Origin of the sequence: Ancylobacter sp. WKF20, assembly GCF_029760895.1 — a bacterium.
In the GTDB taxonomy this organism is placed as follows: Bacteria; Pseudomonadota; Alphaproteobacteria; order Rhizobiales; family Xanthobacteraceae; genus Ancylobacter.
The window spans coordinates 781867-796108 of sequence record NZ_CP121679.1; the positions used below are offsets into that span (position 1 = coordinate 781867).

Genomic DNA, 14242 nt, shown 5'->3' on the forward strand with positions numbered 1-14242 from the left:
AGGACTTCAACCGGCATTAAGAAACCCCGCCCTATCGTGCAGGTATCCAAGGGAGGGAAGAGATGTGGGCGCCCATCGGCCGGCTTCGCGGGCATGTTCCCGTAGCCCGGCCTGATGAACGGGCTGGGCCGACGCGTCGCCAGATTGGCAGCGCCCGGCTGGCGCGCACCGGTGACCGGATGATCCTCGCGGTGGCGCTGGTCATCGCCGCCGCCATCGCCTCCATGATCGCCTTCTCGCTGCTGGCCGCCGAGCGTGTCGACCAGGCCGCCCGCGACCGCTGGAACGTGCTCATCCTCGAAAGCCTCAGCCGGCGTGCCGGCGATCTGCAGCGCGATCTCGCCAGCTTCGCGCATTGGGACGAGTCGGTGCTGCGCACCGCCTATTTCCTTGATGTGAACTGGGTGCACGAGAATTTCGGCCGCTGGCTGCACGATACGCAGGGCCATGACCGTTCCTATGTCGTGCTGGAATCGGGGCTTGGCTACGCGGCCATCAATGGTTCGCTCATGCCGACCGACATCGCCCCGTTCGACGCCGATGCGATGCTGCCGCTGGTGCGCGGGGTGGAGGCGGCCTTCAAGGAGCAGGTGGCGCAGGCCGCTCTCACCACGCGGCAGAACGAGCGCCCGCGTGAACTGCCGCCGGTGTTCCGCGCCGGCTATATGCGCGTGGAAGGCCGGCCGGCTCTGGTCGGGGCGATCAGCATCACGCCGGATTACGGGCGCGTCGTTTCCCCGACGCGGGTGCCGCCCATCGCGGTCACCGTGGTCTTTCTCGATGCCGGCTTCCTGGGCGACCTGATCGCCGAGCTGCATGTCGTCGCCCCGACCATCACCAATGCGCCGCCGGAAGAGAGCCGGCAGTCGGTGTTGATCCCGTTCCATGACGGCACCATCGCGCCGGCCTGGTTGAGCTGGATTCCGGAGAATCCCGGCGCCTCGCTGCTGCGCGCGCTGCTGCCGGCGCTGATGGGGACGGCGATCCTGCTGCTCGCCGCGGCGATCATCATCCTGTGGTACGCCCGCCGGGCGACGCATGAGCTGGCCAAGAGCGAGGCGCTGGCCTCGCGCCTCGCCTATGTCGATTCGCTCTGCGGCCTCGCCAACCGGGCGATGCTGATGCGCACGCTGCGCGACCGGCTGGTGCGCGTCTCGCCGGGGGCGCGTCTTGCCGTGTTCTTCCTCGATCTCGACGGTTTCAAGGACATCAACGATACGCTGGGCCACCATGTCGGCGACATGCTGCTGGCCGAGATCGGCGCCCGCCTCGGAGCGCTGAAGCTGCCCTCGCTGCTGGCCTCCCGCTTCGGCGGCGACGAATTCGTGCTGCTCGCGACGGTCGGCGACGACGATCAGGAGATCGAGGCTATCGGCGCGGAGGTGCTCGACACGGTGCGGCGCCCGGCGCGTATCGCCGGTCAGATGCTGGCGCTCAGCGGCTCCATCGGCGCGACGGTGGCCCCGGACCATGGCACCGAGGCAAGCGAGCTCATCCGGCTGGCCGACATCGCCGTCTACCGCGCGAAGTCCGAAGGGCGCGGCTGTTTCCGCCTGTTCACCCCGCGCATGGAACGGGAGGTCGTGCGTCGCCGCGATCTGGAGATCGAGCTTCGACGCGCCCTCGCGGAGGGCGAGCTGGCGGTCTATTACCAGCCGCAATTCTCGGTCGATGGCGAAACCGTCATCGGCTTCGAGGCGCTGGTGCGCTGGCTGCACCCAGTGCAGGGCCTCATCTCGCCGGGCGAGTTCATCCCGGTGGCCGAGCAGTCCGGGCTGGTGACCGAGCTCGACATGTGGGTGCTGCGCCGCGTCTGCGAACAGACGCGCGGCTGGGGCGACACGAAGGTGGCGGTCAATCTCTCGCCGGTCGATTTCCGCAGCCGCGACCTCGCCGATACGGTGCGGGGCATCCTGCGCGAGACGGATTTCCCGCCGGAGCGGCTGGAGATCGAGATCACCGAGAACCTGCTGTTCGGCAACCAGCCGGAAGCTTTCGCCGCGCTCGCCGCGCTGCGCAATCTCGGCATTCGCATCGCGCTGGACGACTTCGGCAGCGGCTATTCCTCGCTCGGCTATATCCGTCGCTTCCGCGTCGACACGATCAAGATCGACCGCAGCTTCATCCAGAACATCGGCCATACCGAGGATGCCGCCGCGATCATCGACTGCGTCGTCCGGCTGGCGCGGGCGCTCGCCATCACCGTCACCGCCGAGGGGGTGGAGACGCGCGAGCAGCTGCGCTACCTCCAGTCGGTCGGCTGTCATCACGTGCAGGGCTTCCTGCTCTCCGCCCCGGTGCCACTGGTGAGCGTCGGCCGCTTTCTGGAGCGCACCGTGCGCGGCGAGGGGACGTCCCTGTCGCAGGCGCAGCGCTGAGCGGAGCGGCCCATGTTCTTCACCCTCTCCAAGCTCGTCTGGATGGCGGTCGTGCCGTCCACACTGCTCACCCTCACTGCACTCATCGGCCTGACTGTTCACCTCACTGCACCGCGCTGGCGGGTCGGGCGCGTGCTGATGGCGGTTGGAATCGTCGGCCTGCTCTTGGCCGGTCTGGGGCCGTTCGGGCGCATGATGACGCAGGCTCTGGAAGACCGCTTCCCCGCCTTCGTCGATGATGAGCAGCCGATAGCCGGTATTATAGTACTAGGAGGCGCGGAGCTGCCGGACATCACCGCCGCGCGCGGCCAGCCGGCCTTTCAGGAATCGGCGGAACGGCTTTTCGCCTTGGCCGATCTCAGCCGCCGCTACCCCGATGCCCGCCTCGTTTTCAGCGGCGGCAGCGGGCGCCTCGATCCCCCACCGATCGCCGAGGCAGACGTGATCCGGCAGGTGCTGCCGCAGATCGGCGTCGATCCCGGCCGTGTCACTTTCGAGGGGAGGTCGCGCAACACGGCAGAAAATGCACGACTTACCAGAGAGTTAGTCACCCCGGTCGCGGGCGAGCGCTGGCTGCTGGTGACCTCCGCCATGCACATGCCGCGCGCCATGGGCTGCTTCCGCGCGGCGGGATTCCCGGTCACCGCCTATCCAGTGGACTACCGCACGACGGGGCAGGGGGCCGTCTGGCGCCTGTTTGGCTCGGTGGCCGAGGGGCTGCAATTCGTCGACAGCGCGCTGCGCGAATGGGTGGGGCTGGTCGTGTATTATGTTACCGGTCGCACCAGCGCGCTGTTCCCCGCGCCCTAGAGCATTTTCGAGCGAAGTGGATTCCGGTTCGCGTGAAGAAAATGCGTCGAAACAATAAGCTAGAGCTTCTCCGGTGAACTGGAATTCACCGGAGAAGCTCTAGGCTTCGGGCGGGATGCCCGGCAGGCCGAGCCGATAGACACCGCGGAAATCGTCCGGGTCGACCGGCTTGCCCTTTCGATAGATCACCAGCCGCCCCTCCCGCGCCATGCGCTGCGCCACCCGCCGCAGCACCGGCAGCGCCGCCTGCCACTCCGGCCCCTTGGCCACACTGCGCGCCACATCCTCCGGCGCCACCGAGCGCCCAGCGGATTCCGCAACAGCCAGAATGGCTTGCTCCATGGCCTCCTCTGACGGCAGGCGCGGGCGAGGGGCAGTTTGGCTCGTCGGCTTCTCAGTCACGGCTGGTCTCCGGCTCGGGGTCATCCAGGATCCAATGGGCGTCCTTGCCGAACTGCCGGTTGGTCATGACGATGAAGATGGCGAAGGTGGCGGCCATGAAGGCCCATGCGTTCACATACCAGCCGAGATAGCCCAGCGCGAAGAAGAAGGCGCGCTGTCCCCGGTTGAAGTGCCGGCCGGCGAGCGTCGCCATGCGGGCGGCCTTGCGCACATGGATCTGCGCCTCCGGCGTCGCGGCATCGCGGGCGGGCGGCGTCGAGCCCAGCAGGATGGTGGTATAATTGAACAGTCGGTAGGCCCAGGCGAATTTGAAGAAGGCGTTGGCGAAAATCACCGTGAGCCCCAACGTCTTGAGTTCCCAACTGGTCCGGTTGGGCTCGACGAAGGGCAGGTCCATGAAGATCGCCATCACCGCGTCGGTGGATTGCAGGATCGCCAGCGTGGCACCGATCGCCAGCAGCGAGGTGGAGGCGAAGAAGGCGGTACCATTTTGCAGCGCGGCGACGATCTGGGCATCGACGATCCGGTTGTCGCGCAGCAGCATGCGCTGCATCCATTCCAGCCGGAACCGGTCCATGCGCCGGTTGAACGAGCGCCGCTCCGACCAGCCACCCTCCATCAGAAAGTGATAGACGATCCAGGAGCCGATGAAGGCGCTGAAGGCGATGGCGTCGAGATAGGTAAAGCCGAACATGGGGTTGGAGTGCCTTGCGCCGCAGGGCCGCGGCGAGACCGCAGGCTCCGTATGGTGATCCGTCGATCCGTCCGCTTCAAGAGCCGCCCGCGCGAATGCACAGCGGTGCGCGGGTGCCGAATCCAAGCTTGCGCGTGCCTAGCAGGGTTGCATGGGACGCGGGGGATTGTGACCATTTCGCGATTGCGAAAGTGATAACGTTTCATTAAGTTTTGTATCAATCCGGCGCGGCGAACAAACGAGGTTCCCGAGCGCCGAGAGGTGAACCTATCTAGGGATTTTCCATGTCTTCCCTTTCCGAGCACTCCTCCTGCTGGGGAGTTGCACGCTGGACGGTTGTCGCCTTCCTGGCCGCCGTCGCTCTTGTCTACATCTTCGGTGGCTTCCAGGCCGTTCAGGTCGCGGCGGGCTGAGCGGACGGTAGCTCGATCAATGGTGCTGATAGGCGCCATGACAGCTGTGCGTTTGCATCCGATGGTGCTCTCGTCGATGGTTAGCCCCTCATTCGGGGGACATGTCCATGGCGCTTAAGCTTATCATCGGAAACAAGAACTACTCATCCTGGTCGCTGCGGCCGTGGATCGCCCTTAAGGCGGCGGGCATTCCCTTCGAGGAGCAGACGATTGCACTCGAAGCCCCCGACTTTAAGGCGCAGGCCTATGCTGCCTCGCCGGCGGGCCGGGTGCCGGTCCTCATCGACGGCGATGCCGTGGTGTGGGAATCCATCGCCATTCTGGAACATCTCGCCGAGCGTTTCCCGGATCGCGGCTTGTGGCCCAGCGATCCGGCAGCGCGGGCGCATGCGCGCTCTCTGGCGACCGAGATGCATGGCGGCTTCGGCGCGCTGCGCAGCGCGGCGCCGATGAATCTGTGGCGCCCCATCGAGGTCCGTCCCATGCCGGACGCCGCCCTGAAGGATGTGAAGGTGCTTTCGCGCCGTTGGGCGGAGGCACGCGAGCGCTTTGGCCAGGGTGGCGATTTTCTCTACGGATCGTTCGGCGCCGCCGATGCGATGTTCGCCCCCGTGGCGACGCGGCTGCGCACCTATGGCATCCCGATGGATGCGACCACGCAGGCCTATGTCGACGCGATCCACGCGCATCCGGCCTTCGTAGAGTGGAAGACGCTGGCCCTGCAGGAGACCGGCATCGTTCCCGAAGACGAGGTCGACTGGCCGGTCGTCAAGCGGGTATAAGCCCTCTCCCCGCCGCCGGATCCGTCATTCATGCCGCTCCATCTTCTCAAGCTCTGCGTTGGCGCCGAGTCGGTGCAGGATCTCGAAGAGTGGATCGCGCAGGATCTGGCGGCCAAGGCGGCGCGCGGCGCCCCGGCGGAGCAGTTCCATACCACCCGCATGGTGCCGAATCGGGCGGCGGAGATCGTCGACGGTGGCTCGCTCTATTGGGTCATCAAGGGGGAGGTGGCCTGCCGCCAGCGGCTGACCGCGATCCGTCCCTTTGTGGCGACGGACGGCATCCGCCGTTGCCATCTGGTGCTGGAGCCCGTGGTGCAGCGTGTTCAGCCGCGCCCTCATCGTCCCTTCCAGGGGTGGCGTTATCTTACCGCCGCCGACGCCCCCGCCGACCTTTCCGAAGGCTCGGCGGACGTCGCGCTGCCCGAGACGCTTCGGCGGGAACTGCGATCGCTCGGCCTGCTCTAGGCCCTGAGGGAAACCCCATCCGGCCTGCCGCGTTGTCCCTGGCAACCAGGGAGACGAGCGATGAAACAGGATTCGGACGACCACCGCGAAATCGTCGGTGACGAGGTGGTGGTGAAGGCCAATGTCGAGGAGCGCCAGGCGGTCGAGGTGAAGCCCATGCGCTACGTGCTGGGCATCGGCATGGCGCTCGTCATCATCGGCTTCGCCATCAGCTACCTGACGGTAACATAAGGCCTCAACTCGGCACGGCGATGTTGTCGATGAGACGCGTCGTGCCGATACGTGCCGCCACCAGAAGCCGAACCGGCCCCTCGGCAAGCGATTGGATGGGCGCCAGCGTCTGAGCGTGGCGCGCCTCAAGATATTGAAGGTCAAAGCCAGCGCCAGAAACCGTGACCCGCGCCGCCTCAACAGCGTGGGCGATGGGGGTGCCGGTGGTAATCGCCGCCGCCGCATCATTAAGCGCGCGGTAGAGAACCGGGGCGGCCGCGCGTTCATCGGCTGAGAGATAGACGTTGCGCGAGGAGAGGGCGAGGCCGTCGGCCTCCCGCAGGGTGGGTACGCCGATGACGTTGAGCGGCAAATCGAGATCCCGCGCCATCCGCGTCACGACCTGAAGCTGTTGATAATCCTTCTCGCCGAACATCGCGACGTCGGGCGCCGCCTGAATGAACAGCTTGGCGACCACCGTGGCGACGCCGGAGAAGTGGGTGGGACGAAAGTCCGTTTCCAGACCGAGGGCCGGGCCGGTTAGCGATACCGTGGTCGCGAAGCCCTCTGGATACATCTCCGCGACATCCGGCACGAAGGCGAGATCAGCGCCGGCTGCGCTGGCCTTGGCGAGATCGGCCTCCAAGGTGCGCGGATAGCGGCTCAGATCTTCCGTCGGGGCGAACTGCGTCGGATTGACGAAGATGGTCAGCACCACACGGTCGGCATGTTGGCGCCCAGCGGTCATCAGCGCCATATGACCCGCATGGAGCGCGCCCATGGTCGGCACAAGCGCAATGCGTTCTCCGGCGGCGCGCCAGGCCGAAACCTGCTGGCGCAATTCCTGGACGGTGTGGACGGGCCGGACGGTCGTGCGGGGCATCGCGGCGGTCTCCTCATCGCAAGCGCCGGCACGGTCTAGCAAAGTCGTCCCAGTGGTCAACCATGCGCGAGGCGCTGTCTCGCGGGGCAGCGCGCCGCTACACTCGCCGCGAATCCGATCGAGGCCTTGATGACTTCGGACAAGACACGCCTTTCCACACCCGCCGTTGCGCCCACGGCGAACGTTGCCGCCTTCCTGGCGGAGGTGGAGGCGCGGGCGCCGGCGCCGCTCGCGACCGGGCAGCGCGGCCGCCTGATATTTGGCCTCGACGCGACGATGAGTCGGCAGCCGACCTGGGACATGGCGTGCCGACTGCAGGCGGAGATGTTCGAGGAGGCCGGCAGGATCGGCGGGCTCGACATGAAGCTCGTCTATTTCCGCGGCATCAATGAATGCCGTGCCTCGCCCTGGATCACTGAGGGTGCGCGGCTTGGCGGGCTTATGGCCAAGATCGACTGCCGGGGCGGGCGCACGCAGATCGGTCGCGTGCTCAGGCATGCTGTCAACGAAGCCGCGCAAGGCCCTGTTGGTGCTCTTGTTTTCGTCGGCGACGCGATGGAGGAATCGCTGGATCACCTCTGCGCCGAGGCTGGGCCACTGGCGCTGCGGGGCATTCCGGCCTTCCTGTTTCAGGAAGGGCACGACCGTGATGCCGAGCGGGCGTTCCGTGAAATCGCCCGGCTCACCAAGGGTGCTTGGTGCCGGTTCGATGCCGGCTCCGCCGACCAGTTGCGCCAATTGTTGCGCGCGGCGGCCAGCTACGCCGCCGGCGGGACCAGCGCGCTCCAGGCGCTGTCGGCCTCATCAACGGGCGCGCGTTATCTTCTGTCGGCCATGCAGGACGGCCAATGATCAATCTGCTCGTCGGGGCTGCAATCGTCGCCCTGCTTTATTACGGCCTGAAGGCATTCGGCCGGGCTGACGCCAAGGCGCTGGTGCGGATGGGGAGGGGCGTCGGGGGAACGGTCACCCTGCTGTTGGCGGGCTTCCTGGGCATGCGCGGCCATATCGAGACCGCGATCCCGCTCGGCATCTTCGGACTGTCGCTGATCGGCTGGAATCTTCGGGGCGGCATGCCCTGGGATCGGCCGAAAACGACCAAGGGGCGGACATCGTCCGTCCGAACCGCCGCGCTCGATATGCAGCTCGATCACGACAGTGGCCGTCTGTCGGGCACCGTGACCATCGGTCCTTATGCGGGTAGGCCGCTCGATGCCATGGACGTCGCCATGGTGGCCCGCCTTGCCCTGGAGCTTGATCCGGAAAGCCGCCAGCTACTCGAAGCGTATCTGGACCGCCGGGCGCCCGGTTGGCGTGAACACGCTCAGCGCGACGCGGGCGGGCGGGGCGCTGATGCGCCGCGCCGTGGCACGATGACGGAAGAGGAGGCTTACCAGATCCTGGGGCTTCCGGCGGGGGCGGGGGCGGATGACATCCGCAAGGCTCACCGTTCCCTTATGAAGAAACTCCATCCCGACCAGGGCGGGTCGAATTATCTCGCTGCCCGGGTGAACGAAGCCAAGGATATCCTGCTCCAGCGCCATTGAGGCCTCCCGTCAGTTCCGGAAGACCATGCAGCCGAAGTCGCTGCGCTTCAGCGCGGCGCAGGCCTTGCGGGCCGCGGCCTCGGCATCGAAGCCAGCGAAGCGGGCGCGCACGACATTGGACTTGACCGCCTCGGTGTAGGGATCGGCCTTGGAGAGGGCCGAGCCAGCCTTCTGCTTGGCCTTGGCGAGCTGGGCACGGGCGTCGGTCTCGCTGCCATAGGCGCCGATCTGGATGCCCCAGCCACCGGCACGGGGGCGGGCGGCGGTTTCGGCGCGCTCGGTCTCCTGCATCGGAATTTCGGTTGGGCCGGCGCTGGCGAGCTGAACCTTCTTGATGGCCTGCTGGGCGGGCGCCGCAGCCGGCGCGGCCGCCACCGTCTGGCCGGTGCTGGTGAAGGCCAGAGTGCCAAGGATGCCGGGCTGGTTGCTGAAGGTGGCGGTGGGCGCGGCGGGGCGCGCGACCGGAACGGTCTTCACAGCCACGGGGACGATCGGGCTGGCGGCGCCGGCGACCGTGGTCGGAGCGGCCGCGCGGACCGACGGGGTCGGCACGGAGGCGGTCGTCATCTCATCGGTCTCGCCCGGAGCCGGCAGGGCGGCGGCGGAGGCCATAGCGACGCGCGGATTGGCGGTGGGAACCGGAATGACCTCGGGGGCCGCGGCGACTGCCGCCACGGGCGCCGGCGTCGGGGCCTGAGCGACGGCGACAGGCGCGGCGGCGACCGCGATATCGTCGACGGCGCCCGGAGCGGTGTTCATGCGGGCGACCATCTGGCGGCCGGCATAAGCGCGGGGCAGGGCTTCGGTGACGAGGGCCGCCATCCGGTTGTCGCGAGAGGCGGCGCTGGCGCCACCCATGACGACGGCAATGACATACCGCCCGTCGCGCTTCACGCTGGTCAGCAGGTTGAAGCCGGACGCGTTGGTGTAGCCGGTCTTGATGCCGTCCACGCCCTCGATGCGGCCGAGCATCCGGTTGTGATTACGGATCGCGACGCCGCGATACATGAAGCTGCGCTTCTCGAAATAGGCGTAGTAGGTCGGGAACCGCTCCTGGATCGCGCGGCCGAGCGTGGCGAGATCGCGTGCCGTGGTGACCTGCTGCGGATCGGGCAGACCGTTCGGATTCTTGAAGGTGGTGCGCGACATGCCCAGCGAGCGGGCGCGCTGCGTCATGCGGCGGGCGAAGGACGACGAATCGCCCGCGAGGTTCTCGGCGATCACCACCGCGACATCATTGGCCGAACGGGTGACCAGCGCCTGGATCGCGTCCTCGACGGAGATGGTGGAGCCGGCCTTCACGCCGAGCTTGGAGGGCTGCTGCGCCGCCGCATAGGCGGAGACCCGAAGCTGGGAGTCGAGGCGAAGCCGCCGGGCCTCAAGCTGCTCGAACAGCAGGTACAGCGTCATCACCTTGGTGACGGACGCCGGGTGACGGAGCGCGTCGGCGTTCTCTTCGTGGAGGACGCGGCCCGTATTGGCGTCGATGACGATATCGGAGTAGCCGCGCTGCCAGATGCCGTCATTGGCGACGGTGCGGGTGACCGCGGCCTTGTTGCGCGCCTGCTTCGGCTTCTTTTTCGACGCCGCCTCAGCGACGCCCCCGCCCAGCAATGACGCCGCCAGCAACACCACGCCGGCACGCATGGCATACGTGCCGATAAGCCCCGGAACCCGCATCTACCTGTCTCGCCTACTCATCTCGGCTAGCGCCGGTACACTACGATCGGCAGGCCTTCGGCAAAGCCGCACGCATCCGGCGCACTAGCCCTGAACTGAAGGAACGTTGCCGAGCGATCACTTCGCAAACCTTAAGAAGAGTGCGGTTACGAAGTGGTAAACCCCAGGCCCATCATCCCTCTCGATGTGGCGATAAAATGGGCTGGTACCCTTGTGTGGGCCTGTCATGTTGCGATGCACAAAAATGCCTTGACGATCATGTTGCGGCGCATTAGAACAATCACAGGGAGACGCTTCCCAAGCGGCGCGAGTGGGCAGAACCCGGCACGCGTGAAACAACACAGGAGCAGGCGATCATGCAGAACATCGACGACCTCCAGAAGCTGGGCAAAGACAACCTCGAACTGGCCATGAAGAGCTTCGGCACCGTGTCGAAGGGTGTTCAGGCGATCGCCGTCGAGATGGCCGATTATTCGAAGAAGTCCTTCGAGGAGAGCACTGCGACGGCTGAGAAGCTGTTCGGCGCCAAGACCCTCGACAAGGCGGTCGAGATCCAGTCGGACTATTTCAAGCACGCCTATGAGAGCTTCGTCTCGCAGGCGACCAAGCTCGGCGAGCTGTATGCCGATCTCGCCAAGGAGAGCTATAAGCCCTACGAAGGCATCATCGCCAAGATCCCCGGCGCGAAGTGATCCTTCGCGAAATGTGATCAGCGCGGTTCAGGCGTTTCCGGCTTGCGGTAGCCGCGGAGCCCGGTGCCGAACAGAGTTTTTGAAAGGCCCGGCCGCAAGGTCGGGCCTTTCTCGTTGCTGGGTGATTTCGAGCGTGTGGCGATGCTGTGACACGACAAGGCTACCGCCGCGCAAGCTTGAACGGCTCCATTGTCACCGGATTGCGACAGAGAGACCCGATCGGGCCTCTGGCGCGAGTGGGGGGCGCTACCTATTATGTCTGAGCAAGCCCCGGCATGTTGCCGGTAAGGTCCAGCCTGAATGTCAGCATCTGATATCGAAACGCTGCCCCTGATCCTGATGGCCGACGACGAGCGTCGTCGGCGCAGCGACAGCCCGCCGGGGACGGCGGTGATTACCCGGACGAAGCCGCAGGTGAAGCGGCCAAGCCTCTACCGGGTGCTCCTGCTCAACGACGACTACACGCCAATGGAGTTCGTCGTGCACGTGCTGGAGCACTTCTTCACCAAAAACCGGGAGGAAGCCACCCAGATCATGCTGCACGTGCATCAGCATGGCGTGGGCGAGTGCGGCGTCTACACCTATGAAGTGGCCGAGACAAAGGTCACCCAGGTGATGGACTTCGCACGCAAGCATCAGCATCCTTTGCAGTGCGTCATGGAGAAGAAGTGACGCCCCGCGACGGCTAAACGAAGAGGTCCCGATGCCCACCTTCTCCCGCAGCCTCGAGCAGTCGCTTCATCGGGCCCTCGCGCTCGCCAATGAACGCCACCACGAGTACGCCACCCTCGAGCACCTGCTGCTGTCGCTGGTCGACGACCAGGATTCGGCGGCGGTCATGCGCGCCTGCAACGTCGATCTCGAAAAGCTCCGCCGCAATCTCGTCGAGTACATCGACACCGAGCTCGACAATCTCGTGCAGGATGGCGGCGAGGACTCCAAACCCACCGCCGGTTTTCAGCGCGTCATCCAGCGCGCGGTGATCCATGTCCAGTCGTCCGGTCGCGAAGAGGTGACCGGCGCCAACGTTCTCGTGGCGATCTTCGCCGAACGCGAGAGCCACGCGGCCTATTTCCTGCAAGAGCAGGACATGACCCGCTATGATGCGGTGAACTACATCAGTCACGGCATCGCCAAGCGCGCCGGCATGTCGGAAAGCCGTCCTGTCCGTGGCGCCGAGGAGGAGACGGAGACGAAGACCGGGGAGGACACCAAGAAGAAGGCCGATGCGCTCGACGCCTATTGCGTGAACCTCAACAAGAAGGCGCGCGAAGGCAAGATCGACCCGCTCATCGGTCGGGACAGCGAGATTCACCGCACCATCCAGGTGCTGTGCCGCCGCTCCAAGAACAACCCGCTCTTCGTGGGCGATCCCGGCGTGGGCAAGACCGCCATCGCCGAGGGCCTCGCGCGGCGCATCGTCAACGGCGAAGTGCCGGAGGTGCTGAGAAAGGCCACCGTCTTCTCGCTCGACATGGGCGCGCTGCTGGCCGGCACCCGCTACCGCGGCGATTTCGAGGAGCGCCTCAAGCAGGTGGTCAAGGAGATCGAGGCCTATCCCGACGCCATCATGTTCATCGACGAGATTCACACCGTCATCGGTGCCGGTGCGACGTCGGGCGGCGCGATGGATGCCTCCAACCTCCTCAAGCCGGCCCTCGCCGCCGGCACGCTGCGCTGCATCGGCTCGACGACCTACAAGGAGTACCGCCAGTACTTCGAGAAGGATCGCGCCCTTGTGCGTCGCTTCCAGAAGATCGACGTGCCGGAGCCGACGGTGCCGGATGCGATCGAGATCCTGAAGGGGCTTAAGCCTTATTTCGAGGACTATCACCGCCTGCGCTACACGAATGAGGCGATCAAGGCGGCGGTGGAGCTCTCGGCCCGCTACATCCACGACCGCAAGCTGCCGGACAAGGCGATCGACATCATCGACGAATCCGGCGCGGCGCAGATGCTTCTGCCGGAAGGCCGGCGCAAGAAGACCATCGGCGTCAAGGAGATCGAGGCGACGATTGCCACCATCGCCCGCATCCCCCCGAAGACCGTCTCGAAGAGCGACACGGAAGTGCTCGCCGGCCTCGAGACCACGCTGAAGCGTGTGGTGTACGGCCAGGACAAGGCGATCGAGGCGCTGGCGTCGGCGATCAAGCTCGCCCGTGCCGGCCTGCGCGAGCCGGAGAAGCCGATCGGCTCCTACCTGTTCTCGGGCCCGACTGGCGTAGGCAAGACGGAAGTCGCCAAGCAGCTGGCGTCGAGCCTCGGCGTGGAGCTCCTGCGCTTCGACATGTCGGAGTATATGGAGCGGCACACCATCTCGCGGCTCATCGGCGCGCCTCCCGGCTATGTCGGCTTCGACCAGGGTGGACTGCTGACCGATGGCATCGACCAGCACCCGCATTGCGTGCTGCTGCTCGACGAGATCGAAAAGGCGCATCCCGATCTGTTCAACATCCTGTTGCAGGTGATGGACCACGGGAAGCTGACGGACCACAACGGCAAGCAGGTCGATTTCCGCAACGTCATTCTCATCATGACGACGAATGCCGGCGCGGCGGACCTGTCCAAGTCGGCCTTCGGCTTCACCCGCTCCAAGCGGGAAGGGGACGATGTGGAGGCGATCAACCGACTCTTCGCGCCGGAGTTCCGCAACCGCCTCGACGCCATCATCACCTTCGCGCATCTCACCAACGAGGTCATCGCGCTGGTGGTGGAGAAGTTCGTCCTCCAACTCGAGGCGCAGCTCGCCGACCGCAACGTCACGATCGAGCTGTCGGACGAGGCGACCGCGTGGCTGGTGGAGCGTGGCTATGACCAGCAGATGGGCGCGCGACCCATGGGCCGCGTGATCCAGGAGCACATCAAGAAGGCGCTGGCCGACGAGGTGCTGTTCGGCAAGCTGCGCTCCGGCGGTCATGTCCGTGTTGTGCTGAAGACCGATGAGGATGGCGACTCCTCGCTCACCTTCGAGTTCCCGGAGGGGCCGATCACCCCGAAGCCGGAGAAGATCGAGCCGGTGAAGGCCAAGCGCGCCCCGCGCCGCAAGGCGCCCGCCAAGGCGGCACCCAAGGTGGCGAAGGCCACCAAGCCGGCGGGTGAGGGCGGTCGTCCTCGTCCTGGCGGCTCCAAGGTGCCCAAGGTGCCGCTCGTGAAGGCCTGAACCGATCAGCCTGAAAAACAGCCCCGCCGGGTCATGCCGGCGGGGTTTTTCGTTGATGGTGCCTTGGTGTGGCTGACCGGCATCTGAGGCCGGGGCGCGCCGAAGGAGGCGCTTGACCCCACCGGG

General features: G+C 66.1%; 15 protein-coding genes. 11 read left to right on the forward strand and 4 right to left on the reverse strand.

The window, feature by feature from the left end; translation table 11 throughout:
• Nucleotides 1–62: 62 nt before the first annotated feature.
• Nucleotides 63–2378 carry a bifunctional diguanylate cyclase/phosphodiesterase gene (locus AncyloWKF20_RS03590; RefSeq protein WP_279316560.1) on the forward strand — a complete coding sequence of 772 codons (2316 nt, stop codon included), beginning with the start codon at nt 63–65 and terminating at the stop codon, nt 2376–2378.
• Nucleotides 2379–2390: 12 nt separating this feature from the next.
• Complete coding sequence (locus tag AncyloWKF20_RS03595; protein WP_279316561.1) at nt 2391–3188, forward strand: YdcF family protein; 798 nt, start codon at nt 2391–2393, stop codon at nt 3186–3188.
• 99 nt (nt 3189–3287) lie between these two features.
• Here the strand turns inward: AncyloWKF20_RS03595 and AncyloWKF20_RS03600 are convergent, their stop codons facing one another.
• Nucleotides 3288–3530 (reverse strand): DUF3253 domain-containing protein, encoded by a 243-nt coding sequence (locus tag AncyloWKF20_RS03600; protein ID WP_279316562.1) that lies wholly within the window; start codon nt 3528–3530, stop codon nt 3288–3290.
• A gap of 52 nt (nt 3531–3582) precedes the next feature.
• Nucleotides 3583–4284: a DUF599 domain-containing protein gene (locus tag AncyloWKF20_RS03605; protein ID WP_279316563.1), complete on the reverse strand. Its 702-nt coding sequence runs from the start codon at nt 4282–4284 to the stop codon at nt 3583–3585.
• A gap of 284 nt (nt 4285–4568) precedes the next feature.
• Between AncyloWKF20_RS03605 and AncyloWKF20_RS03610 the strand changes: the two genes are divergently transcribed.
• The 4 genes from AncyloWKF20_RS03610 to AncyloWKF20_RS03625 all read left to right on the forward strand — a co-directional run bounded on the left by AncyloWKF20_RS03610 (nt 4569) and on the right by AncyloWKF20_RS03625 (nt 6175).
• Nucleotides 4569–4697 carry a hypothetical protein gene (locus tag AncyloWKF20_RS03610; RefSeq protein WP_267582802.1) on the forward strand — a complete coding sequence of 43 codons (129 nt, stop codon included), beginning with the start codon at nt 4569–4571 and terminating at the stop codon, nt 4695–4697.
• A 107-nt stretch (nt 4698–4804) separates the two neighbouring features.
• Nucleotides 4805–5479 (forward strand): glutathione S-transferase family protein, encoded by a 675-nt coding sequence (locus AncyloWKF20_RS03615; protein WP_279316564.1) that lies wholly within the window; start codon nt 4805–4807, stop codon nt 5477–5479.
• 30 nt (nt 5480–5509) lie between these two features.
• Nucleotides 5510–5944, forward strand: coding sequence for a DUF1489 domain-containing protein (locus AncyloWKF20_RS03620; protein ID WP_279316565.1), 435 nt, complete (start codon nt 5510–5512; stop codon nt 5942–5944).
• Between the two features lie 60 nt (nt 5945–6004).
• On the forward strand, nt 6005–6175 hold the full coding sequence (locus AncyloWKF20_RS03625; RefSeq protein WP_267582799.1) for a hypothetical protein: 171 nt from the start codon (nt 6005–6007) through the stop codon (nt 6173–6175).
• 4 nt (nt 6176–6179) lie between these two features.
• Here AncyloWKF20_RS03625 and panC read toward each other — a convergent pair whose 3' ends face one another.
• Complete coding sequence (gene panC / locus AncyloWKF20_RS03630) at nt 6180–7037, reverse strand: pantoate--beta-alanine ligase (RefSeq protein WP_279316566.1); 858 nt, start codon at nt 7035–7037, stop codon at nt 6180–6182.
• 129 nt (nt 7038–7166) lie between these two features.
• On the opposite strand from panC, the gene AncyloWKF20_RS03635 reads away from it, so the two are divergent.
• Both AncyloWKF20_RS03635 and AncyloWKF20_RS03640 read left to right on the forward strand, forming a co-directional pair.
• On the forward strand, nt 7167–7889 hold the full coding sequence (locus AncyloWKF20_RS03635) for a VWA domain-containing protein (protein ID WP_279316567.1): 723 nt from the start codon (nt 7167–7169) through the stop codon (nt 7887–7889).
• Nucleotides 7886–8584 (forward strand): DnaJ domain-containing protein, encoded by a 699-nt coding sequence (locus tag AncyloWKF20_RS03640; protein WP_279316568.1) that lies wholly within the window; start codon nt 7886–7888, stop codon nt 8582–8584. Before AncyloWKF20_RS03635 ends, AncyloWKF20_RS03640 begins: the two co-directional genes overlap by 4 nt.
• Nucleotides 8585–8593: 9 nt before the next feature.
• On the opposite strand, the gene AncyloWKF20_RS03645 is transcribed toward AncyloWKF20_RS03640, so the two are convergent.
• Entirely contained in the window at nt 8594–10264 is a 1671-nt protein-coding gene (locus AncyloWKF20_RS03645) for a D-alanyl-D-alanine carboxypeptidase (RefSeq protein ID WP_279316569.1), read from the reverse strand.
• Between the two features lie 353 nt (nt 10265–10617).
• Between AncyloWKF20_RS03645 and AncyloWKF20_RS03650 the strand changes: the two genes are divergently transcribed.
• The 3 genes from AncyloWKF20_RS03650 (at nt 10618) to clpA (ending at nt 14116) form a co-directional block, all read left to right on the forward strand.
• Nucleotides 10618–10956: a phasin family protein gene (locus tag AncyloWKF20_RS03650; RefSeq protein WP_279317868.1), complete on the forward strand. Its 339-nt coding sequence runs from the start codon at nt 10618–10620 to the stop codon at nt 10954–10956.
• Between the two features lie 339 nt (nt 10957–11295).
• On the forward strand, nt 11296–11628 hold the full coding sequence (gene clpS / locus AncyloWKF20_RS03655; RefSeq protein ID WP_279317869.1) for an ATP-dependent Clp protease adapter ClpS: 333 nt from the start codon (nt 11296–11298) through the stop codon (nt 11626–11628).
• Between the two features lie 31 nt (nt 11629–11659).
• A complete protein-coding gene (clpA, locus tag AncyloWKF20_RS03660; RefSeq protein WP_279316570.1) occupies nt 11660–14116 on the forward strand; it encodes an ATP-dependent Clp protease ATP-binding subunit ClpA in 2457 nt (818 codons plus the stop codon).
• Nucleotides 14117–14242 lie beyond the last annotated feature (126 nt).

What these genes read in the sequence shown, in the direction of transcription:
- AncyloWKF20_RS03610 (WP_267582802.1), top strand. Translation starts at nt 4,569, where the DNA reads ATGTCTTCCCTTTCCGAGCACTCCTCCTGCTGGGGAGTTGCACGCTGG.
- AncyloWKF20_RS03595 (WP_279316561.1), top strand. Translation starts at nt 2,391, where the DNA reads ATGTTCTTCACCCTCTCCAAGCTCGTCTGGATGGCGGTCGTGCCGTCC.
- AncyloWKF20_RS03590 (WP_279316560.1), top strand. Translation starts at nt 63, where the DNA reads ATGTGGGCGCCCATCGGCCGGCTTCGCGGGCATGTTCCCGTAGCCCGG.
- AncyloWKF20_RS03625 (WP_267582799.1), top strand. Translation starts at nt 6,005, where the DNA reads ATGAAACAGGATTCGGACGACCACCGCGAAATCGTCGGTGACGAGGTG.
- clpA (WP_279316570.1), top strand. Translation starts at nt 11,660, where the DNA reads ATGCCCACCTTCTCCCGCAGCCTCGAGCAGTCGCTTCATCGGGCCCTC.
- AncyloWKF20_RS03635 (WP_279316567.1), top strand. Translation starts at nt 7,167, where the DNA reads ATGACTTCGGACAAGACACGCCTTTCCACACCCGCCGTTGCGCCCACG.
- AncyloWKF20_RS03640 (WP_279316568.1), top strand. Translation starts at nt 7,886, where the DNA reads ATGATCAATCTGCTCGTCGGGGCTGCAATCGTCGCCCTGCTTTATTAC.
- AncyloWKF20_RS03645 (WP_279316569.1), bottom strand. Translation starts at nt 10,264, where the DNA reads ATGCGGGTTCCGGGGCTTATCGGCACGTATGCCATGCGTGCCGGCGTG.
- AncyloWKF20_RS03615 (WP_279316564.1), top strand. Translation starts at nt 4,805, where the DNA reads ATGGCGCTTAAGCTTATCATCGGAAACAAGAACTACTCATCCTGGTCG.
- panC (WP_279316566.1), bottom strand. Translation starts at nt 7,037, where the DNA reads ATGCCCCGCACGACCGTCCGGCCCGTCCACACCGTCCAGGAATTGCGC.
- AncyloWKF20_RS03600 (WP_279316562.1), bottom strand. Translation starts at nt 3,530, where the DNA reads ATGGAGCAAGCCATTCTGGCTGTTGCGGAATCCGCTGGGCGCTCGGTG.
- AncyloWKF20_RS03605 (WP_279316563.1), bottom strand. Translation starts at nt 4,284, where the DNA reads ATGTTCGGCTTTACCTATCTCGACGCCATCGCCTTCAGCGCCTTCATC.
- AncyloWKF20_RS03620 (WP_279316565.1), top strand. Translation starts at nt 5,510, where the DNA reads ATGCCGCTCCATCTTCTCAAGCTCTGCGTTGGCGCCGAGTCGGTGCAG.
- clpS (WP_279317869.1), top strand. Translation starts at nt 11,296, where the DNA reads ATGGCCGACGACGAGCGTCGTCGGCGCAGCGACAGCCCGCCGGGGACG.